Raw genomic sequence first — 20,683 nt, forward strand, 5'->3', positions numbered from 1 at the left:
GGAAACATGAGCAAAACATCTCATCATTTTTATATAGCCAACAATAAACAGGGTAGCCCAATGAATGACGATCTTAAAGAGAATAATAGCCAAAGTGCTTTAGCTGGGAATACACCAGACAAAATGAATCAAACTGATAAGACCAGACAGCTTGATCAGGTCAGAAGTGATGCGACCAATGAAGCGCTCACCACCAATCAAGGGGTCAAGATTTCAGATAACCAGAACAGTTTGAAAGCGGGCGTACGTGGTTCGACTTTACTTGAAGACTTTATTTTACGTGAGAAAATTACTCACTTTGACCATGAGCGCATTCCGGAACGGATTGTACATGCACGTGGTGTGGGTGCGCATGGCTATTTTCAGGCCTATGAAGGTAATGAACGTTTTACCAAAGCCGGCTTCCTGACTGATCCAAGCATACAGACGCCTATTTTTGTGCGTTTTTCTACCGTTCAGGGACCTCGTGGTTCAGCTGATACGGTACGTGATATTCGCGGTTTCGCCATCAAGTTCTATACCCAAGAAGGTAACTTTGATCTGGTGGGGAATAATGCCCCGGTATTTTTTGTTCAGGACGGGATTAAATTTCCAGATTTTGTTCATGCTGTTAAACCTGAACCACATAGAGAAATTCCGACTGGTGCCACTGCCCATGATACCTTCTGGGATTTTGTCTCACTAGTGCCTGAATCTGCGCATGCAGTCATGTGGGCCATGTCAGATCGTGCAATCCCGCGCAATTTACGCTCGATTCAGGGCTTTGGTGTGCATACATTCCGTCTGATTGATGCACATGAAAAAGCACGCTTTGTGAAATTTCACTGGACGCCTAAACAAGGTTTAAGCGCGCTGGTCTGGGATGAAGCACAAAAGCTGGCAGGTAAAGATCCGGATTTCCATCGACGGGATCTGTATGAAGCCATTGAGCAGGGCCTGTATCCTGAATGGGAACTGGGAGTGCAGATTGTCGAAGAAGAAGATGAAATGAGCTTCGATTTCGACCTGCTGGACCCGACCAAAATTATTCCAGAAGAGCTAGTCCCGATTACCCCGATTGGCAAGTTCGTATTGAACCGTAATGTCGACAACTTTTTTGCGGAGACCGAGCAGATCGCATTTTGCCCGGGTCATATCGTACCAGGACTTGATTTTACCAATGATCCGTTATTACAGGCGCGCTTATTCTCTTATACCGATACCCAGTTAAGTCGTTTGGGTGGACCGAATTTCCATCAGATCCCGATCAATAAGCCAGTCTGCCCATTCCATAATAACCAGCGTGATGGCATACACCAGCATCAAATTCATAAAGGTCAGGCCTCTTATCAACCTAATTCGATTGATAATAACTGGCCAATTGAGATTCCGCCTGCTGCGCAGAATGGTGGCTTTGAAAGTTATCAGGAGCGCATTGATGGACATAAAATTCGCCAGCGCAGTGAATCTTTTTCGGACCACTTCTCACAAGCCCGTTTGTACTATCAAAGCTTGGCACCGCATGAGCAAAAACATGTGGTAGATGCCTATACCTTTGAATTGAGCAAGGTACAGCGCCCACACATCCGTGAGCGTGAAGTACAGGAAGTGCTGGCCAATATTGATACTGATCTTGCCAAGCAAGTCGGGCAAAATCTCGGGATTGAAGTGCCAGACTTAAAAGAAAACTTCAAGCATGCCAGCATTGAAAAATCTGAAAAACTGTCTATGCAGGCATTTATTCCAGAGGATATCAAGGGCCGTAAAATAGCGGTACTGATTCATGACAAAGTCCATGCCGAGAGTTTACGTAGCATTATCAACTGGTCGATTCAGGAAAATGCCATTGTGCATTTACTGACCCCAATGCTGGCGCCTGTAAAAGGCTCACGTGATGAAGTGATTCCTTCAGACGGTATGCAGAAAGCCGAACCCTCGATTATCTATGATGCGGTGGTGATTGCCGATGGTGACAATCTGGATGCCGTTTTAGCCGATGGTGTGAGCAAGCATTACTTGCTGGAAGCCTATAAACATTTAAAACCGATTGTGTTGCTGGGTGACAAAACTGAGTTACTGGATCAGTTGGGTTTAAAACCGGATGAAGGCACGCTCTTACAGGATGATTTCCTGCAGGTCGCCGACACGCTTAAACACTTACTGCGCCATCATCGTGTTTGGGATAGGGAAACCGTAGCCGAAGCCATACCTGCCTAATACTAAAAAAGCTCCTACATGGAGCTTTTTTTATATCCGTTTAATAAAATATTGTTCAGGCGGCAGAAAGCTTGACCAGCACTATGGCAATGCGCTCAATATGCTGATAGGCAGGTTGTTCCAGCTCTTCTCCGAACACATCCGGATCAATTTCTTCATAACTGTATTTAAAGTCTGGATAATGTTGCATCCAGTGATCGACGGCTTGTAAAAATTTATTGCCGTCTTGGCTGATTGCAATGCCTGTATATAAAAATAACGTGCCTTGAGGCGTAAGTCTTTTTATGCCTTCTGTGAGAATATTAAAGGATAGGTCCGTGCCATCCAGTGTATTGCCGCCGTGGCGGTATTGACGTTCATGCAGATCCATCAGATAAGGTGGATTGGCAAAAATCAAATCGAAATCACCTTCCAGAGCAGAGAACAAATTACTGTGGGTAGGAAAAATATTAACGGCACCCAAAAATTTTTTATTTATCTGGCTATAAAACAGAGCTTTGGGATTGATGTCGGCCGTGAAAATTTCTGTCGTTTCAGGAAATAAGCGGGCAACCGCAATAGCCACCGGAGATGCACCACAACACAGTTCTACACTGCGTTTTACCGTCTGGGGCTGGGTGAGCAAATATTGTTTAAGATGATAATAAAAGCGATAGGTGTCGGGACCAAAGAACACCGCATCGGTTTCAACGGTTGGAAAAGCGGAATGAATAAATAACTGATCATCCAGAGAGGCGACCCGAACAAGACTCAACCACTGCTGGTTTTCAATACGGATCAGGTGGGCATTTTTTAATATCAGGAATAGACGTTGATCAAGATCGTGTGGATAAAAGGGCAGATTCCAGCCAAAGATATCCTTTAAGCTTCGAAGTTCATTGGGTAAATTTTGCTTACGCATAAAAATCCGTTCATGGCTGAGCGGAGTAATCACAGTAAAACGGTAATGTTTTTGTTTTAGAAAATTAAGTAAATACAGTAAAGCCCTCTGCTGTACAAGTTCCATATTCACGTGCTGATCCATGTTTTAGCCTCTTGTTTTTATTAAAAAACCTCCCGAAGGAGGTTCTGTGCTAACTTAGCCATTTACGATTTCACCACCATTGACATGGATGACCTGTCCGGTGATATAACTGGCATCATCAGACGCCAGAAACAAGTAGGCTGGCGCAACTTCACTCGGCTGGCCCATTCGTCCCATTGGCGTGTCCTGACCGAATTTTGCGACAGTTTCTGCATCGAAACTACTTGGAATCAGGGGCGTCCAGATCGGGCCAGGGGCAACACCATTGACTCGGATGCCTTTTTTCTGCTTCATCAGATTATTGGATAAACTACGGGTAAACGTGGTAATTGCACCTTTGGTACTGGCATAATCCATTAATTCATCATGTCCATGATAACTGGTAATACTGGTGGTATTAATAATACTGTCTCCTTCTTTTAAATGAGGCAGTACGGCTTTGGTTAAATGAAACATTGAAAATATATTGGTTTTAAATGTTTTTTCCAGCTGTTCGGTACTAATATCGCCAAGATCTTTTTGTTGATACTGTACACCGGCATTATTAATCAGGATATTAATCTTTCCGAACACCTTAAGGGTTTCTGCGACACATTTTTCTGAACTTTTGGGATCGCTAATATCTTCCTTGAGCAGTAAACAGTGCTGACCTTCTTGCTCAACCAATTGTTTGGTTTTTTCTGCATCTTGTTGTTCTTCAAGATAAATAATTGCGACATCTGCACCTTCGCGGGCAAATAACACCGCGACGGAACGGCCTATACCGCTATCGCCACCACTAATCAGCACCACTTTATCTTTAAGTTTATGACTACCCAGATGGGTGGATTTAATGATTTCAGGTTCTGGATGCATGACCTGTTGCTCTCCAGGCTGGTGTTGTTGTTCTTGCGCCGGTGCAGCTGTTGGATATTGATTCGGGTTATTGCTCATCTCTAACGTCCTTTGCTTCGATTATTTTTCATCATCTTGGAAAAAGATGTTATTTTCGGTAAGGACAATGTTTTGATTAGTTGGAATTGTATTTTTTCCGTAGAAGGTGGTAAAAAAATATAAATTCTAACGATTATAAAATGACATTTAGACAATCGCTAAAATCTTAATATGGTTACTGGCAATAATATCTTCAACAAGTGTTCTGTTTTCAGTATCTTGAGTCCAGTTTTCAATGGGTGTGGTATCTGCCAGGTTGAGGATTGCTCGGATTGTTTTTTCGGCTATTGCCAAAGTGCTATCACTGGATGCAGCTTGTTGAGCGTCTAACGCCTTGGAATACTCCTGTTCATTACTGCAAATTTCAATATTTTTCATATTGTTGGTCATGTGCAGGATGCGCTGGAACGGCAAGGTAATGTCTTTTTTTTCTACCTTATAAAACCAGTCCGAGTCATAGGCAATCCAGTCATTATGATTAATGTCGAGATGAGCCAGCAAAATTTCAGGACTGAGCAAACGGATAAAGGTCGATTGCAGTTCTATCACTGAATCTGTCTCTTGTTTTTTATTCATTTTAACTCTCCTAAAATTTTTTCTCTGCTCAATTTTTAATGTCTTCAATTCAATTGTTTTTTTAAACATATGCTTTGTATTTTTTTATGTAAACTTTAACTATTTGGATGAGGGTTGTAAATGAATGTTTATTTGTTGACTTTATTAATGCTTTTATCACTGTGTGATTTAAAGCGTAAAAAGCAGCGGGTAATTTAAAAAAATATAATTTAAAAAAATCACAGATAACATGAAGATATGAATTTTAGAAAAAAATAACTGAGAAACATTTAAAAGTATTGAAACATAGCGGGGTTACAGCAAAAGCATTTTATCTCTTATGGTGAATATAGCCGCTATATAACGGCCTATATAATTTTAATAGAGGAAGAGATAATCATGGCTACTCAAGATTCTAGAAACGATGATCAAGATAATAACTCAGGTATCTCAAACCGTGGATTCGCGAGCATGGATCCAGATCGATTACGGGAAATCGCAAGTAAGGGTGGACGTGCAGCCCATGCAAGCGGAAATGCGCATGAATTTACCACAGAGGAAGCCCGGGAGGCAGGGCGTATTGCCCATTCCCGCGGCAATGCGCACGAATTTACCTCTGAAGAAGCACGTGAAGCAGGCTCATTAAGTCACAGAAATGGTCGTCGTTCTAGCAGTCGTGACGATGAGGACGACGATTATGATGATCGTGGTGGTCGCGGCCGAGGTCGCAGCCGCAATGACGATGACGACGATGATTATGATGATCGCGGTGGTCGTGGCCGAGGTCGCAGCCGTCGTGATGATGACGATGAAGATGATCGTGGTGGCAGCCGTTCCGGTGGCCGAGGTCGTAGCCGTCGTGATGACGATGATGAAGATGATCGTCGTGGCGGTAGCCGTTCCGGTGGTCGTGGCCGTAGCCGTCGTGATGACGATGATGAAGACGATCGTCGCGGTAACCGTTCAGGTGGTCGTGGCCGCAGCCGCAACGACGATGACGACGATGATTATGATGATCGTCGCGGTAACCGCTCCGGTGGCCGAGGTCGTAGCCGTCGTGATGACGATGATGAAGATGATCTTGGTGGCAGCCGTTCCGGTGGTCGTGGCCGTAGCCGTCGTGACGACGATGATGAAGACGATCGTCGCGGTAACCGTTCAGGTGGTCGTGGCCGCAGCCGTCGTGATGACGATGACGAAGATGATCGCGGTGGCAACCGTTCTGGTGGCCGAGGTCGCAGCCGTCGTGATGACGACGATGAAGATGATCGCGGTGGTAACCGTTCTGGTGGTCGTGGTCGCAGCCGCCGTGATGACGACGATGAAGATGATCGTCGTGGTGGCAGCCGTTCTGGTGGCCGAGGCCGTAGCCGTCGTGATGACGATGATGAAGATGATCGTGGTGGCAGCCGTTCCGGTGGTCGTGGCCGTAGCCGTCGTGATGATGACGATGAAGATGATCGTAGTGGTAACCGTTCCGGTGGCCGAGGCCGTAGCCGTCGTGATGACGATGATGAAGATGATCGTGGTGGCAACCGTTCTGGTGGTCGTGGTCGCAGCCGTCGTGATGATGACGAAGATGATCGCGGTGGCAACCGTTCCGGTGGCCGAGGTCGCAGCCGTCGTGATGATGATGATGAAGACGATCGTCGCGGTGGCAACCGTTCCGGTGGTCGAGGCCGTAGCCGTTATGATGACGACGATGAAGATGATGATCGTGGTGGCCGTGGGCGCGGCAATCAAAAACGCGATGAATACGGACGCTTTACCAGCTAAATCCAGCGGTTTGATTGCATTCAATAATGGCCAGCGCTTTTTTAGCCTAAACCGTTATTGAGTCACTCTTAAGGGATATTGAGTAAGTCTTTTACTCAATATCCTTTTTTAATGGGTATTTCATTTTTTGACCGCTCAACAGGTTCTAGCAGCTCTAAAACTTTCGATCGAACTCAATATTCGCAGATCAATTGTTGATCGCTTATTGCATAATCGTGTGGCAGATAAGTGAGCATGATTAGCCTTTTAGATCAGTTCTATGTGTAGCTTTTTTCGGTAAGTTTATTCTCGTAAATCAGTGCTGGTTTTGGTTCTTGCCAAAGTTGTTGGTAAAGCGTGATGATCTGTTCAATCGTGGGTACAACAGGATTATTTAACGGTGAACCTGAAGCCAATGCTTGCTCAGCCATAGTCTGTACCACCTGATCAAAATCAATTTTATTGACGCCAAATTCAGCTAAGCTGGGTACCGCCAAATCTCGATTAATTTCAATGAGCGTAGCAATGAGCTTTTGATTGGCGACCTCATCCGGGTCATCATAATCCGCACAGCCGATCGCTTTGGCACATTCTGCATAGCGTTCAGGCGCGGCTTGAACTGAAAATGCCGTGACGCTAGGTAATAACATGGCATTCGACAGGCCATGAGGGACATGGAAAAAAGCACCAATCGGGCGGCTCATGCCATGCACTAATGCAACAGAGGCATTGGAAAAGGCAATGCCTGCCAACGTTGAGCCAAGCATCATCTTTTCACGCGCAGATTCATTGCCAGGCTGGTGATACGCTTTTTGCAAATTTGGGCCGATCAGTTTCATTGCAGCGATTGCTTGCGCATCACTATAGGGACTGGCTTTTTTACTCACATAGGCTTCCATGGCATGGGTCAGTGCATCAATTCCTGTATCTGCCGTGGTTCGGGCAGGCAGTGACATCGTCAGTTCATAGTCGATAATCGCTGCAACAGGTAAAAAGCCTAAACCCGCACAGAGCATCTTTTCGCTGGTCAAATCATTGGTAATGATAGTGAAACGTGTACATTCAGAACCTGTTCCTGCTGTGGTCGGGATGGCAATAATCGGAAGGCCTATTTCATTGACTTGGCGGGGAAATTTATAATCAGCGATGACACCACCGTGTTTGCTTAAAATGCTGATTGCTTTTGCACTGTCTATCGGGCTGCCGCCACCAATCGCGATAATGGCATCATAAGCATGGTTTTTGACATGCTCAACACCTGCTTCAATCGAGCTCGAGGTGGGTTCGGGAATGGTTTCATCAAAGTAATCACTGTCGATCTGTTCGGCCTTTAATATCGCTTGAATCTGGGCGATGTATCCTAGGGAAACCATCATCTTATCAGTAATGATCAGCGGTTTTTTTGCACCTAAACTTTTCAGAATCAGCGGAAGCTTGCTTCGTGCATTTTTGCCAATTTCCATAATCCTTGGCAGATTAATTTGATGAGACATTGTTATAAATCCTATTCTTGATTCTTGTATTTTTATATCGTGATACAACCTGTATCATTATTTATGTATATATTTTACCCGTACGCAAGTCAAACAAAAAAAGGCGTGGACTTTTCTAGAAACCAATCCTATGTACTCACTTCTATTTTTGACTTCGTGATTCAATTATTCATTATCTCGATCATTTAAAGCTGAAAAAATTCGTCTCCAACTGCCTGGTAGCAAAGTAATTTATCTGAAAAAGAGTCATCAATGACCTCATCGCATACCCATCAAAAATGCTCAACAACATCGTGTAGAAATCTAAGCTGATGAAAAGGGAATGGAAAGGCATCTGATCCGTCATAGAATTGTCATCACCTCAGATTATGCTGGTTCTACAACAACAAGAAATGGTTGGTTAGAGCATAAAAATAATAATTTTGATGTTCTCTAACACAACATACTGATGGTTTCTGAACCCACTTCGGTGGGTTTTTATTTCCCAAGGAGTAATGTCTAGAGCATGTTTGAGCCAGAAAATAGAGTACGCTTGAGAAGGCAGAAGATGCATAAAAATGAGCAACTCTTAGTCGCATACAAAAAGTTTTTGCAAGAAAAGAAGCGTCAGAATGATGAAAATAGCCGCCTGATTTTTATTGTCAATTATCTGGAAAAAATCAATTTTGCTTTATACGGCATGGATGGCAAAGAACAGTTGATTACTGAACTGGAAAAATATTATAACGAAAATGAAATTTTGATCTGACTGCATAGATGGCAGATAGAAACAGCAGTATTTTCAAGCGGGAAGCTTATTCCAGCTCAAGTTGATAATCATCTTTAGTGACTTTGATTTTTATCTTTTTATATCTTCTTTTATTTGGATTTAAGGCTGAATCGGTGACTTCTGTGGCAAAGTTTGAGTTTCCCATAAGATGATAATAGGCCTTATAGCCAATTAAAATTTTTTGCGGTCTGGCCCCATGTTCATGACTATACGCATCCAGCAGTTGGGTCAGTTTTTCGAAGGTTGATATCTCGTTCATGACTTAGTGATCTCTTCAGTCCGCATGTATTGTTTATTTAAACTAATCGAACTTTGTTAAGAAATTAAGACAGTAACCCGAATTTGAAGCCGTTTGTTTTCTAAGGCATTTAAAGGAGATGGGTCATAAAATTTTCATATTCCAGCACTATTGTTTCTAGCAAATATTTTTGAATAGTGATCGAAGGATGAACAAGCATTTTTGGGGTGGATTAATTTTAGCGGGCTGTAGCATGCAGACCTTTGCTTTAAATATTTTAATCGTCAACGATGATGGTTTAACCAGTAATGTCAAAGCGCTGTATGACGAGTTAAAGTCCAATGGTCATAGTGTATTGGTCTCTGTGCCATGTTCACCGCAAAGTGGGCGTGGCGGGGCGATCGTGATGTACAGCGCCAGCGTAATTTCTGCAGACAATGATAAGCAGATTGCGGCTGAAAACGGCTGCCATAATGGAGCAGCAGCGATTGGCGCACCAGCCGCAGGCCTATTTAGCAAAGCCGGTTATAACAATGGCGACTGGAACTATGTGCATGGTACACCGGTTATGGCCACTGCGTATGGTCTGGATGTGGTTGCCAACAAGCGCTGGGGCAAAGCTCCTGATCTGGTCCTGTCTGGACCCAATGAAGGGCAGAATGTTGGTCGGGTGGTGGTTCATTCTGGCACGATTGGTAATGTACAGTTTTCGGCAGCCCGGGGCATTCCATCGATTGCCTTAAGTGCAGACTCCAATACGGTGGATGACAAGACCTTAAACAATGCCAATTCCGTGATTGTGGCAAAACAGACAGTCGTATTATTGAAAGAGCTGCAAAATAAAGCCGGACAGGGTGCTTTGTTACCGAAAGGCATTACATTGAATGTCAACTTTCCAAAGAACTTAAGCACCAGCACGCCGTTTGCGTTTTCAAAAATTGGTAACTATGACCTGTATAACTTTAATTTTAAAGTCAGCAAAGATGATAAAGGTACCAATCAATACGGTTTAGGTTTTGGCATAAATTCCAGTGCCCCGACAGCAACTCAAGCAACAGATGAAAGTGCGGTGGTGCAAAGCAAGATAGCAGTGACAGCAATGCAAGTGGCCTATGACCATCGTCCTGCAGCGCAACAATGGCTCAAGATCCGTCTTAAAAACCTGTTTAAATAAGGGGAAGGCCAATGCAACGTTGTTTATGGATATTACTTCTTGGCTTAGCCTTGAGCGCTTGTCATGATGACAACCATGACCGGCAAGAACAGCCCGTCGAGAAGCCGGAGCCAATGCCTGCTTTAGCGGTGGGTACTTATTCGGTCAGTATCGAAACCGATCAGGAATTGCCGACGGTGGGTAAATACTATTCAGGTGCGGATGGCAGCAAGCTGGTAGTTTTGAATGATGCGCAAGATCGTGCTCAGATCGTAATGCATTATGATGTAGCAACTAACACATGGTATAGCAATCAAAGCGATAAAAATCTTAGGCTTGAGTTTGCCCATTATGAAAAAATTGCTGATCAAAAGCTAAGTGTGAATGAGCTGGTGGGACGCTATACCTTGTCTTTGGCTGACGGCAGTTCGATTCCAGTTGAAGTGAAAGCGCAAGGGCAAATGCTTTCACTCGATCAAAACTGTCGCTTTACAGCAAAAATCAGTGAAAGCGTATTGGCAAATACCGCGAGTTATCAATTCACTGAAAATAAATGTTCAGCCTTAAAGAATAATGAAAAAGGCTATATCGTGGTCGATCAGGATCTGGAACCGGCTGCTTTCAGATTGTTATCAGATCGCATCGGTGTTCAGGATCTTTGGGCATTTCCATCCTAAAATGCGAGCATACCGATAAATGTGTGTTATCGGTATGCCTTCATCTTCTATATTCCTTATTTCTAGACCTTCTTGATTTTTATTCAAAATAATATTCTGCTTCTGAAGCGCTGATTTTCTGCTCTTGAGACCAATGTCTGATTTAGTTCATGGCATTTTTCTTTTTAAATTCTCTCTCCTGCAAGAATGAGCCCGAATGGAGCTTAAAAACAGCTGATGTTGGATAAGAAAAACCTCTAAAATTACACATAACATAATTTAATTATGTATTGCATAAATTCAATCTTTCTTGTAGCATGAATTTATGGTTGAGGGCCTATGCAGAAAAAGTTCATACTTATGATTGCATGGGCTTACTTATGGAAGGAAAGGTTTCAACACGGATGCTTTTGACATACTTATAAAAACACCGGTGACCTTTTCTAAACGTAATGCATCGTAGTACCAGTTTGTTGAGTCAGCTTAGATTAGCCAAAACAAAACATGGGAATTTGCATTCACAACGGATGAATTTATCTAAATAAGGGAAACTAGATGGACATTTTAGATAACCCATTAGAACTATGTGGTTTTGCTTTTATTGAATTTGTTTCGACGGAAAATGGATTAGACCAGATCTTTGAAACAATCGGCTTTACCAAGGTGGCGAAGCATAAATCTAAAAAAGTTTATTTATGGCGCCAGGGTAATATCAATATCATTTTGAATTACCAGCCAGAATCCTATGCTTCATTCTTCTTTAAAGAACATGGTCCATCTGCATGTGCAATGGGTTTTAGAACCCGTGATGCAGCCAAGGCATTTAAAAATGCAATTGAACTGGGCGCAGAGCCGATGTACTCACAAGCGGGCCCAATGGAATTGAATATTCCTGCAATCAAGGGTATTGGTGGTATGCCAATCTTCCTGGTAGACCGTGATATTTATGAAAATGACTTTGTTTTCTTTGATGATGTCGAGCGTAATCCAAAAGGCGCAGGCTTAAATGAAATCGACCATTTAACCCATAACGTTTATAAAGGACGTATGGAATACTGGGCGAACTTCTATGAAAAAATCTTTAATTTCCAGGAAATCCGTTATTTCGATATTAAAGGTGAATATACCGGTTTAACTTCGAAAGCTTTAACTGCACCTGATGGCATGATCCGTATTCCATTGAATGAAGATTCAGACAAGGGTAACGGTCAGATTGCCGAATTCCTTGCAGACTTTAATGGTGAAGGCATCCAGCATATTGCCTTTATTACCGATGACCTGATTTCAACATGGGACAAGTTAAAAGGTTTAGGCATGGAGTTTATGACAGCACCGCCTGAAACCTATTATGAAATGTTGAAAGAGCGTTTACCGGATCATGGCGAGCCAACTGAAGAGCTGCAAAAACGCGGTATCTTGCTGGATGGCAACACCAAAGATGGTCAGAAAAAATTGTTATTACAGATTTTCTCGCAAAACATGCTGGGGCCTGTCTTCTTTGAATTTATTCAACGTAAAGATGATGACGGCTTTGGCGAAGGCAACTTCAAGGCGTTGTTTGAATCAATCGAGCGTGACCAGATTCGCCGTGGTGTATTAGAAGCCAAATAAGCTAAAACTGGAAGAAACGAAAAAGCCAGAAAGTGAACTTTCTGGCTTTTTTTGCTGCCTAAAAATTAACGGGTTTGAATATATTGATTGATGGCAGCCACTTCGCGTTTAAACAGTTCCAGTTTTTCACTGCCTTCCTGCACCGAGAAGAACATTTCACTGTCCAGCGCCACGATACAGAACTCCATCGAGTGATGTGCATTAAAAATTGGTAAACCCACCGCATTGATGCCGACCAGCAGATCGCCTTGTGCTATGGCCATACCGTGTTGCAGTGTCGTTTGTTTAAGGGTAAGGAACTCATCCCAATTGCCCGGTTTGATCGGGTAATGGTTCTGTGCAGCTTTATCCCATTCAGCCAGCATCAGCGGCTTAATGATTGCCTCTGGCATATAAGACGCAAATATCCGTCCCGCAGCGGAGTTGATCAGAGGCATAACCGAACCCACTTTGGTGACAATTGAAATCGGATGGTTTGACTCAATGGACTGCACCACGAGCGGGCCTCTAGGCGACCATTTACTGATCTGGATGCCGCATCCAATCTTGTTTTGTAATTCGTAAATCAGATGCTGTACCAGTTGTAATACATCGGTATGCTGAATACAGTTTAGACCCAGACGCCATGCCTGATCACCCAAGGCATACTGACCATCTTCAAGCTGTTTGGCATAATTCATGCGGATCAGGCTGACCAGATAACGGTGAACCTTGGCAGGGTGCATATCCAGTCGGCTAGACAGTTCTTTTAATATAATCGGTTTGTTATGTTCCAAAAGGGCATTGAGTACGGCTAAACCGACCTCAAGTGATTGAACCCCACCAGATAACTTTTCTTCAATCATTCACTAACCCTTAATCTGCATACGTTCGCGATCCGTATTTCGTTTTACTGCAGTACATAATGCCTGAGCATAAGCTAAAATAGAAATCACCTTTTTAAATGATTCAAATAGGTGAATTGTATAAGCATACAATTGTTTTTAATCAGCTTACACGATATTTGTATGACAAGCATCGATCAGCCATGAACAGCCGATACCTGACTTAAATTCAGACAATAAAAATCGGCATTGAAGCGATAGATCCCCAATGCCGAGCGCTTGAACCTGAATTAGGCGCCTAATTCATCTTCATGCAGGAAGTGCGTATGATGTGGGGCACGTTTGGTTCGGCTCCATTCGTCCAGCATTTCCAGTTTCATTTCTTCGGTAATGCGTGCAATTTTTGCATCAGCATGGACATCATTGTAGGTCAGTTCCAGACGGTGACCATTAGGATCAAAGAAATAGATCGAATGGAAAATACCATGGTTGGTGACACCGAGCACCTTGACCCCGTTTTCTTCCAGATGTGCTTTTGCTGTCATCAAGGCATCTAAGTCTTCAACTTCAAAGGCAATATGTTGCACCCATTGTGGGGTGTTCTCATCACGTCCCATTTCCGGTTGGGTCGGAAGTTCAAAAAATGCCAGTACATTGCCTTGTCCGGCATCGAGAAAGAGATGCATATAAGGATCGAAGGCTTTGGTAGACGGCACATGGTCTTCTGCAAAGGCCAGAATGAAATCCATGTTGAGCATTTTTTTATACCATTCCACGGTTTCTTTGGCATCTTTACAGCGATAGGCCACATGGTGAATTTTTTTAATTGCAAAGCTCATGATAAAACTCCTTTTATCGCTATTCCCAATCTGGTTGTTGTTCTGGTGCAGCATGTAAAAATGCTGGAAGGGTTAGACAATGTTGATAAATCGATTCAATTTTTGGAAAAGCGCTTAACTCTATTTTGAAGCGCTTGGCGTTATAGACCTGAGGAATCAAGCAACAGTCAGCAAAAGTGGCTTTTGTGCCAAAACAGAATTGCCCATTGGAATGCTGCAACTGTTTTTCCAGACTTTTAAAGCCTTCAATAATCCAGTGCTGATACCATTGATTTTTTTGCTCATCGCTGACCGCAAGATCATTTTTGAGATATTTCAACACTCTCAGGTTATCCAGCGGATGAATGTCACAGGCGATGACCTGAGCAAAGGCGCGTACTTGAGCGCGTTCAATCACATCTTTAGGCAACAGTGTATTTTCCGGATACTGTTCTTCCAGATATTCCAAAATACTGAGTGACTGGGAAAGTGCCTGATCCTGATCAATCAGCGTAGGAACAAGTTGGCTCGGATTCAGCGCAACATAATTTGCCTGTTGCTGTTCATTTTTGACTAAATGAACAGGCTGGGTCTCATAGGCAATCTGTTTCAGGTTCAGCGCAATACGGACACGGTACGCGGCCGAGCTACGAAAATAGCTATACAGTTTCATAGCGCTCGTCCTTTTGTTCATTAAAGGCAAAGTGACGTGCGGGTAAAATGGTATTGGCAACTTCGCCAAAGCCCACGCGAATGCCATCTTTCTCACAATAGCCTTTCATGACCACGCGATCGCCGTCTTCAAGGAAACCACGTGTTTCACCGTTGGATAGCTGAAGTGGCTTGGTGGGATTCCAGGTCAACTCAAGCAAGCTGCCGTAAGAGTTTTCAGTTGGCCCTGAAATGGTACCAGAGCCCATTAAATCGCCAACCTGCACGTTACAGCCTGCAATGGTGTGGTGAGTGAGTTGTTGTGCCATCGACCAGTACATATATTTAAAGTTGGTCTGGCAAATCACTTCTGCTTGTTGTGCTTGAGGGGTTTGTACTTCAACACTTAGATGGATGTCATAGCTGTTGGCAACATTTTCCTGTAAGTAAGCAAGAGGTTGCGGTTGTTGTTCCGGGCCTTGAACTTTAAATGGGGCTAAGGCTTCCATGGTGACGATCCAGGGTGAAATCGCGCTGGCAAAAGTCTTGGCATTGAACGGGCCCAGCGGAACATATTCCCATTGCTGGATATCACGTGCTGACCAGTCGTTTAAGAGCACCATTCCAAAAATATGATCCCATGCATTTTCAATCGCAATCGGTTCACCCAGTTCAGTCGCTTTACCCACCACAAACGCCGTTTCCAGCTCAAAGTCGAGCTTGCGTGTTGCTGAAAAAACAGGACGTTCTTCATTCGGTAACTTGATCTGACCAGAAGGGCGGACAATATCTTTGCCACTGACGATTACAGAGCTGGCACGACCGTTATAGCCTACTGGGAGTTCACTCCAGTTAGGGAGCAGTGCATTTTTCGGGTCTCTAAACATCGTGCCCACATTGGTAGCATGTTCTTTAGATGAGTAGAAATCGGTGTAACCAGGCACATGTACAGGTAAATGTAGCGTAACGGCATCTTGTCTGAATAAGGCTTTCTGGCGTAAGTCTGCGTTATCGCGCAATGCCGGATTTTCAGCAGACAGTAAGCTTTGTAAGGTTTTACGAACGGCTTGCCAGTTTTGCTTACCGGTCTCGATAAATTTATTCAGTGTGGTTTGATTAAAACAGTTCGGCACACTGCTGTGGAGTAGGCCATCTGCTTCCAAGGCTGCAAGATCGAGTACCCAGTCACCAATCGCAACACCAACGCGCTGATTACCTTGGGCTGTTTCGCTAAAGATACCGTACGGCAAATTATGAATTGTGAAATCTGATTGCGGATCAATCTCAAGAAAACAGGTTAATTGTTGTGCCATGCTGTACCTTCCTTGTTTCTCATTCTGTAAAAACGATTAAATTTTTTATCTTGCTTGGTTCAAGCTTTTGAAAAAACGATAGATATTTTTCGTTTTATCCATTCAGCAGCTTGGGCTCAAGCAAGAAATATTGACTTTATGATTTCTATCATACTGAAAATAATTAATTACGCAATACATAATTTAATTACATTATTCATAATATTTGTTATTTATTGAATTTTCTGTTTATATGCGCGGTTATCTGAAAAGTAAATCAATTATTTTTTGATTTGAGGTAGGCATTGGTGATTAATTTATGATATACGTAATTTTAGACAAAAAAATTACGCGACAAGGACGAGAATAATCATATGTCAAATCAGGAACAAGGAAACCTGAAACATGGTCTGAGCAATCGGCACATCCAGCTTATTGCGCTAGGTGGTGCGATTGGTACAGGTCTGTTTCTTGGAATTTCCCAATCAATCAAGCTGGCGGGTCCCTCAGTCATATTGGGGTATGCGATTGCAGGACTGATTGCATTTCTTATGATGCGTCAGCTAGGTGAAATGGTGGTGCAAGAGCCAGTCAGTGGTTCATTCAGTCATTTTGCCTATAAATACTGGGGCTCATTTGCAGGCTTCATGTCGGGCTGGAACTATTGGGTACTCAATGTTCTGGTGTGTATGGCAGAGTTAAGTGCAATTGGTCTATATATTCAGTATTGGTGGCCTGAAATCCCGACCTGGGTTTCGGCACTGGCTTTCTTTATTTTAATTAACGGTATCAACCTGTTACATGTCAAATTTTTTGGCGAAATGGAGTTCTGGTTTTCCATTGTCAAGATTCTGGCAATTCTGGCCATGATCGCCTTTGGTTCCTATTTGCTTGCAACCGGCACAGCAGGACCACAGGCCAGCATCAGTAACCTTTGGGCATTGGGTGGATTCTTCCCGTTTGGTGTTGAAGGTTTAGTGATGGCGATGGCAGTCATTATCTTTGCCTTTGGTGGAATCGAGTTGTTTGGGATTACTGCAGCTGAAGCGCGTGAACCGGATAAAACCCTACCCAAAGCTGTCAATCAGATTATTTACCGTATCCTGATTTTCTATATTGCGACACTTTTCATTCTGTTTGCATTATTTCCTTGGAACCAGATGGCACAAGGTGGAAGTCCATTTGTGATGGTGTTTGCCTCACTGGATAGCCAGGGTGTAGCGACTTTGCTTAACTTTGTGATTCTGACTGCAGCCGTATCAGTTTATAACGGGACCAGTTATTGCAGCAGCCGTATGCTGTTAGGTCTGGCTCAACAAGGCAATGCACCGAAATTCCTCAAGCATATCAATAAGCGCGGGATTCCAACCAATGCCGTTTATCTTTCAGCTTTCGTGACGGTTTTGTGTGTATTGTTGAACTACGCATTCCCTGAAAAAGCATTTGGTCTATTGATGATGCTGGTGGTGGCTGCCATTGTGATTAACTGGGTGGTGATTTCGTGGACACATCTCAAGTTCCGTAAAACCATGCAGGCTCAAGGTGTTACAACCAAATTCCCAAGTATTGCCTATCCATTTAGTAATTATCTTTGCATGATCTTTATGCTAGGAATCTTGGTGGTTATGTCATTAACACCAGATATGCGTATTGCGGTGATGATGATTCCTGGCTGGATTCTGTGTTTAATGCTGGCGTATTATTTGAAGCAGCGTAAGTTAAAAAATGCGCAACATAGTGTTGCCTTGAATACAGATGCATAAATTTTGAATAAATGATGTAAATAAAAGGGCTGAATTTTCAGCCCTTTTTTATTGGTCATATCTAAAAAAATAGAGTCTTCATTGTTATTGAGCACGAATTAGATATCTAAATAAGATAAGATTCATGCATAGATCAAGTAATCAATCTTAAGGCTTTTGAATTGTTTCCATCTTTGAATATCCAGACCCGCTTAGGTGGTTTTTATCTGTTCTACTATGCCATCGTTGGGACGTTCATGCCGTACTGGAACCTGTATCTGCAAGATCAGGGGTTCAACTATCAAGAGATTGGCATTCTTTCTTCCATTGCCATTATTACCCGTTTCTTTGCACCGCTGATCTGGGGCTGGATTGCGGATAAGTCTGGCAAACGCATGTTACTGGTACGCATTGCCACCTGGATGGAAGCCTGTATCTGGTTCGCTATTTTTGTGATTCCAAATAGCTTTCAATCGGTTGCCTTATTGATGCTGATTTTTAGTTTCTTTCAAAATGCCATTCTGGCGCAGTTTGAAGGGGTGACCTTATTCTGGCTGGGCGAGAAACGAGCTGAACTGTATGGCAAAGTACGAAAGTGGGGTTCAGTCGGGTTTATTGTCGGGGTATTTGTGATTGGTGCCTTACTGGAGATTATTCCGATCGCCATGCTGCCAGTTTTACTTTTGGCGATTTCATTTCTGGCCTTTCTCTGGTCATTTAGCATTAAAGAACCAGAGCATGCGCCGAGCTCGCAAAAAAAATTACAGCCATTATGGCCTGTTTTGAAAAAACCAGTTGTAGCGGCATTCTTTAGCATTGAGTTTATTTTATTATTTTCATTGGCACCATTTTATAGTTTCTATAGCAATTTTCTCAAGGAAATCGGTTTCAGTACCACACAAATCGGTAGTTTATGGGCGATGGGAGTGATCGCCGAGATTGTCATGTTTGCGGTCGCGCAAAAAGTCTTTTTTACCCGCTTTTCTTGGCGGACACTGGTGGTGATTAGTCTGTTGCTCACCAGTCTGCGCTGGTGGCTGGTGGGGGTATTAGAGAGCAATTATATTGGACAATTACTCACACAATGCTTACATGCCTTTAGTTTTGGCCTGTTCCATCTGATCGCCATGAAAATCATTTTCCAGAATTTTTCCGCAGAGCAACAAGGCCGTGGACAAGCGCTGTATAGCACCATGTGGGGCTTAGGTGTTGCGTCTGGCAGTTTACTGGCAGGGCACTACTGGCAGATGCTTTCAGGCATGACCATCTTTTTCTGTGCCAGTGCTGTAGTGTTATTGGGGCTATTATTGGTGGTATGGCTACCGAATCAGCTTGAAACAGCAGCCAAAAGCTAGCTCAGAGCTGGATATGCTGATATTGAGGCATCCAGGGTTGTGCCTGTTCAAGCTGTGCTGCCAGTTGTAGCAAGCGATCTTCCCGTCCAAACGGCGCGATAAACTGGCTACCCAACGGCAAGCCTTGTTTATTCCAGTAGAGGGGAACTGACATGGCCGGCAAGCCGGTGACATTGGCTAACTGGGTAAAAGGGACCCAGCTCAGGTTGTCCTGTACCATTTTTTCGACCAGTTTACCTTGAGCGAGATAATGCGCTTTGCCCAGTTTTAACAAGCCTTTCAAAATAGGTTTCTGCCAGGCTGGGGTCGCAACTTCACCGTTCTTTGGCGCCACCGAAGCGGTGCTAGGGGTAAGATACAGGTCATATTGTTCAAAGAAAATATTCATCCGGGTGCTATAGAGGCCCCAATTATCAAGGGTATGAATATATTCTGTTGCCGTAGTTTTGGCTCCAAAAGCTGCCAATGCGATTGAATCCAGTTCAAAGTCCTGATCGGTTGCCCCATATTGCTGTTTGATTTGTGCCTGCATATAAGAAAACTGGCTAAACCATGTGGTCACGAAGTCTTTTGCCAAGGCCAAACCATCAATTTGGGGTTGATCTTCCACCACCATATGTCCCAATGATTCCAGCAATTTTGCAGTTTGTTGCACTGCTTGAATAGCATCTTGAGATACTTTGGTGCAAATCGGGGATCGGGTATTAAACGCGATTCTGAGCTTTTTAGGTGCTTGTTGAATGATGTCGCTGTATTTTTGTGCTGGCGCTTCAATTCTAAATAGTGAGGTTTGTTCAGGGCCTTGCTCGGCATCAAGCATGGCCGCACTATCACGCACAGTTTTGCTTAGAACATGCTGCATGGCTGCGCCGTGCATGGCTTCACTAAATTGTGGTCCCCACGGCGTACGTCCGCGACTTGGTTTTAAGCCAAACAGACCGCAATAAGAAGCGGGGATACGGATTGAACCACCGCCATCACCTGCACCCGCAATCGGGACAAGACCTGCCGCTACCGCAGAGGCTGAACCGCCTGAAGAACCGCCACTATTATGCTTTAAATTCCACGGGTTATGGCATGCACCCCATGCATCAGGTTCGGTAATGCCTTTAATGCCAAACTCTGGCGTGTTGGTGCGGCCAAAAGTGACAATACCGGTATTTTCCCAGCGATTGACAATTTCAGCATTAAAATCAGGGATGTAATTTCGATTTTTAAGGGCATGGCTACCATAGGAGGTCGGGATGCCTTGGTATTCCTGAAACAGATCCTTCACCAGAAACGGAACACCTGCAAATGTGCCAGAACGTTGTTGGCTTGCGCGCTGTTTTGCCTGTTCATACATGGGAATAATCACAGCATTGAGCTTGGGATTGACCTGTTGGGTGCGTTGTAGTGCAATGTCCAGCAATTCGGAAGCCTGGACTTGTTTTGTTTTGACTAATTGGGCCAGTCCAAGACCATCGTATTGCACATATTCTGAAAACTTCATGGCTTTTATCCCTAAAGCTAAATTGTTATAAAGTAAAAATAAATATAAGTTGTAAAATAGAATACCTGAAAAAATAACAGAACAATCAATTAAATTACATGCCAAAAATATTGTGTTTATATGGTT

Annotated in this window: 18 protein-coding genes; 8 read left to right on the forward strand and 10 right to left on the reverse strand. The window is 43.5% G+C overall.

What is annotated here, in order from left to right; all coding sequences use genetic code 11:
• Positions 1-6: 6 nt before the first annotated feature.
• Positions 7-2,196: a catalase HPII gene (katE, locus tag J699_RS17500; RefSeq protein ID WP_318533237.1), complete on the forward strand. Its 2,190-nt coding sequence runs from the start codon at positions 7-9 to the stop codon at positions 2,194-2,196.
• A gap of 55 nt (positions 2,197-2,251) precedes the next feature.
• On the opposite strand, the gene J699_RS17495 is transcribed toward katE, so the two are convergent.
• The 3 genes from J699_RS17495 to J699_RS17485 form a co-directional block, all read right to left on the reverse strand.
• Complete coding sequence (locus J699_RS17495; RefSeq protein WP_032869023.1) at positions 2,252-3,220, reverse strand: methyltransferase; 969 nt, start codon at positions 3,218-3,220, stop codon at positions 2,252-2,254.
• 54 nt (positions 3,221-3,274) lie between these two features.
• Positions 3,275-4,153 carry an SDR family oxidoreductase gene (locus J699_RS17490; protein ID WP_009515456.1) on the reverse strand — a complete coding sequence of 293 codons (879 nt, stop codon included), beginning with the start codon at positions 4,151-4,153 and terminating at the stop codon, positions 3,275-3,277.
• Between the two features lie 147 nt (positions 4,154-4,300).
• Positions 4,301-4,729, reverse strand: coding sequence for a hypothetical protein (locus J699_RS17485; RefSeq protein ID WP_032869025.1), 429 nt, complete (start codon positions 4,727-4,729; stop codon positions 4,301-4,303).
• 378 nt (positions 4,730-5,107) lie between these two features.
• Here J699_RS17485 and J699_RS19885 point away from each other — a divergent pair, with 378 nt between their 5' ends.
• Positions 5,108-6,484, forward strand: coding sequence for a KGG domain-containing protein (locus J699_RS19885; RefSeq protein WP_032869027.1), 1,377 nt, complete (start codon positions 5,108-5,110; stop codon positions 6,482-6,484).
• Positions 6,485-6,741: 257 nt separating this feature from the next.
• On the opposite strand, the gene J699_RS17475 is transcribed toward J699_RS19885, so the two are convergent.
• Positions 6,742-7,956, reverse strand: coding sequence for an iron-containing alcohol dehydrogenase (locus J699_RS17475; RefSeq protein WP_032869029.1), 1,215 nt, complete (start codon positions 7,954-7,956; stop codon positions 6,742-6,744).
• A gap of 505 nt (positions 7,957-8,461) precedes the next feature.
• On the opposite strand from J699_RS17475, the gene J699_RS17470 reads away from it, so the two are divergent.
• The gene (locus J699_RS17470; RefSeq protein WP_032869030.1) at positions 8,462-8,704 is read left to right on the forward strand and encodes a hypothetical protein; all 243 of its coding nucleotides are present in this window, start codon (positions 8,462-8,464) and stop codon (positions 8,702-8,704) included.
• Positions 8,705-8,750: 46 nt separating this feature from the next.
• Here the strand turns inward: J699_RS17470 and J699_RS19685 are convergent, their stop codons facing one another.
• Entirely contained in the window at positions 8,751-8,984 is a 234-nt protein-coding gene (locus J699_RS19685; RefSeq protein WP_032869031.1) for a hypothetical protein, read from the reverse strand.
• A gap of 187 nt (positions 8,985-9,171) precedes the next feature.
• Between J699_RS19685 and J699_RS17460 the strand changes: the two genes are divergently transcribed.
• The 3 genes from J699_RS17460 to hppD all read left to right on the forward strand — a co-directional run bounded on the left by J699_RS17460 (position 9,172) and on the right by hppD (position 12,383).
• Positions 9,172-10,137 carry a 5'/3'-nucleotidase SurE gene (locus J699_RS17460; RefSeq protein WP_032869032.1) on the forward strand — a complete coding sequence of 322 codons (966 nt, stop codon included), beginning with the start codon at positions 9,172-9,174 and terminating at the stop codon, positions 10,135-10,137.
• Positions 10,138-10,148: 11 nt separating this feature from the next.
• Complete coding sequence (locus J699_RS17455) at positions 10,149-10,793, forward strand: hypothetical protein (protein WP_032869033.1); 645 nt, start codon at positions 10,149-10,151, stop codon at positions 10,791-10,793.
• A 534-nt stretch (positions 10,794-11,327) separates the two neighbouring features.
• Entirely contained in the window at positions 11,328-12,383 is a 1,056-nt protein-coding gene (gene hppD, locus J699_RS17450) for a 4-hydroxyphenylpyruvate dioxygenase (RefSeq protein WP_005230119.1), read from the forward strand.
• Between the two features lie 65 nt (positions 12,384-12,448).
• Here the strand turns inward: hppD and J699_RS17445 are convergent, their stop codons facing one another.
• From J699_RS17445 to fahA, 4 genes are all read right to left on the reverse strand, one after another.
• A complete protein-coding gene (locus J699_RS17445; protein ID WP_032869034.1) occupies positions 12,449-13,228 on the reverse strand; it encodes an IclR family transcriptional regulator in 780 nt (259 codons plus the stop codon).
• Positions 13,229-13,497: 269 nt separating this feature from the next.
• Positions 13,498-14,046: a VOC family protein gene (locus J699_RS17440; RefSeq protein ID WP_005230124.1), complete on the reverse strand. Its 549-nt coding sequence runs from the start codon at positions 14,044-14,046 to the stop codon at positions 13,498-13,500.
• A gap of 19 nt (positions 14,047-14,065) precedes the next feature.
• On the reverse strand, positions 14,066-14,698 hold the full coding sequence (maiA, locus tag J699_RS17435; protein WP_032882668.1) for a maleylacetoacetate isomerase: 633 nt from the start codon (positions 14,696-14,698) through the stop codon (positions 14,066-14,068).
• Entirely contained in the window at positions 14,685-15,989 is a 1,305-nt protein-coding gene (gene fahA / locus J699_RS17430; RefSeq protein ID WP_032882669.1) for a fumarylacetoacetase, read from the reverse strand. Before fahA ends, maiA begins: the two co-directional genes overlap by 14 nt.
• A 353-nt stretch (positions 15,990-16,342) precedes the next feature.
• On the opposite strand from fahA, the gene J699_RS17425 reads away from it, so the two are divergent.
• The gene (locus tag J699_RS17425; RefSeq protein WP_032869037.1) at positions 16,343-17,731 is read left to right on the forward strand and encodes an amino acid permease; all 1,389 of its coding nucleotides are present in this window, start codon (positions 16,343-16,345) and stop codon (positions 17,729-17,731) included.
• Positions 17,732-17,892: 161 nt separating this feature from the next.
• Positions 17,893-19,065: an MFS transporter gene (locus J699_RS17420; RefSeq protein ID WP_212771455.1), complete on the forward strand. Its 1,173-nt coding sequence runs from the start codon at positions 17,893-17,895 to the stop codon at positions 19,063-19,065.
• A 1-nt stretch (position 19,066) separates the two neighbouring features.
• On the opposite strand, the gene J699_RS17415 is transcribed toward J699_RS17420, so the two are convergent.
• Positions 19,067-20,557 carry an amidase gene (locus J699_RS17415; RefSeq protein ID WP_032869038.1) on the reverse strand — a complete coding sequence of 497 codons (1,491 nt, stop codon included), beginning with the start codon at positions 20,555-20,557 and terminating at the stop codon, positions 19,067-19,069.
• Positions 20,558-20,683: the final 126 nt, after the last annotated feature.

The organism is Acinetobacter sp. 1000160, assembly GCF_000588715.1.
Classification (GTDB): domain Bacteria; phylum Pseudomonadota; class Gammaproteobacteria; order Pseudomonadales; family Moraxellaceae; genus Acinetobacter; species Acinetobacter courvalinii.

Excerpts from the sequence above, each read along its gene's own strand:
- katE (WP_318533237.1), top strand. The coding sequence starts at position 7 with ATGAGCAAAACATCTCATCATTTTTATATAGCCAACAATAAACAGGGT.
- J699_RS17495 (WP_032869023.1), bottom strand. The coding sequence starts at position 3,220 with ATGGATCAGCACGTGAATATGGAACTTGTACAGCAGAGGGCTTTACTG.
- J699_RS17490 (WP_009515456.1), bottom strand. The coding sequence starts at position 4,153 with ATGAGCAATAACCCGAATCAATATCCAACAGCTGCACCGGCGCAAGAA.
- J699_RS17485 (WP_032869025.1), bottom strand. The coding sequence starts at position 4,729 with ATGAATAAAAAACAAGAGACAGATTCAGTGATAGAACTGCAATCGACC.
- J699_RS19885 (WP_032869027.1), top strand. The coding sequence starts at position 5,108 with ATGGCTACTCAAGATTCTAGAAACGATGATCAAGATAATAACTCAGGT.
- J699_RS17475 (WP_032869029.1), bottom strand. The coding sequence starts at position 7,956 with ATGTCTCATCAAATTAATCTGCCAAGGATTATGGAAATTGGCAAAAAT.
- J699_RS17470 (WP_032869030.1), top strand. The coding sequence starts at position 8,462 with ATGTTTGAGCCAGAAAATAGAGTACGCTTGAGAAGGCAGAAGATGCAT.
- J699_RS19685 (WP_032869031.1), bottom strand. The coding sequence starts at position 8,984 with ATGAACGAGATATCAACCTTCGAAAAACTGACCCAACTGCTGGATGCG.
- J699_RS17460 (WP_032869032.1), top strand. The coding sequence starts at position 9,172 with ATGAACAAGCATTTTTGGGGTGGATTAATTTTAGCGGGCTGTAGCATG.
- J699_RS17455 (WP_032869033.1), top strand. The coding sequence starts at position 10,149 with ATGCAACGTTGTTTATGGATATTACTTCTTGGCTTAGCCTTGAGCGCT.
- hppD (WP_005230119.1), top strand. The coding sequence starts at position 11,328 with ATGGACATTTTAGATAACCCATTAGAACTATGTGGTTTTGCTTTTATT.
- J699_RS17445 (WP_032869034.1), bottom strand. The coding sequence starts at position 13,228 with ATGATTGAAGAAAAGTTATCTGGTGGGGTTCAATCACTTGAGGTCGGT.
- J699_RS17440 (WP_005230124.1), bottom strand. The coding sequence starts at position 14,046 with ATGAGCTTTGCAATTAAAAAAATTCACCATGTGGCCTATCGCTGTAAA.
- maiA (WP_032882668.1), bottom strand. The coding sequence starts at position 14,698 with ATGAAACTGTATAGCTATTTTCGTAGCTCGGCCGCGTACCGTGTCCGT.
- fahA (WP_032882669.1), bottom strand. The coding sequence starts at position 15,989 with ATGGCACAACAATTAACCTGTTTTCTTGAGATTGATCCGCAATCAGAT.
- J699_RS17425 (WP_032869037.1), top strand. The coding sequence starts at position 16,343 with ATGTCAAATCAGGAACAAGGAAACCTGAAACATGGTCTGAGCAATCGG.
- J699_RS17415 (WP_032869038.1), bottom strand. The coding sequence starts at position 20,557 with ATGAAGTTTTCAGAATATGTGCAATACGATGGTCTTGGACTGGCCCAA.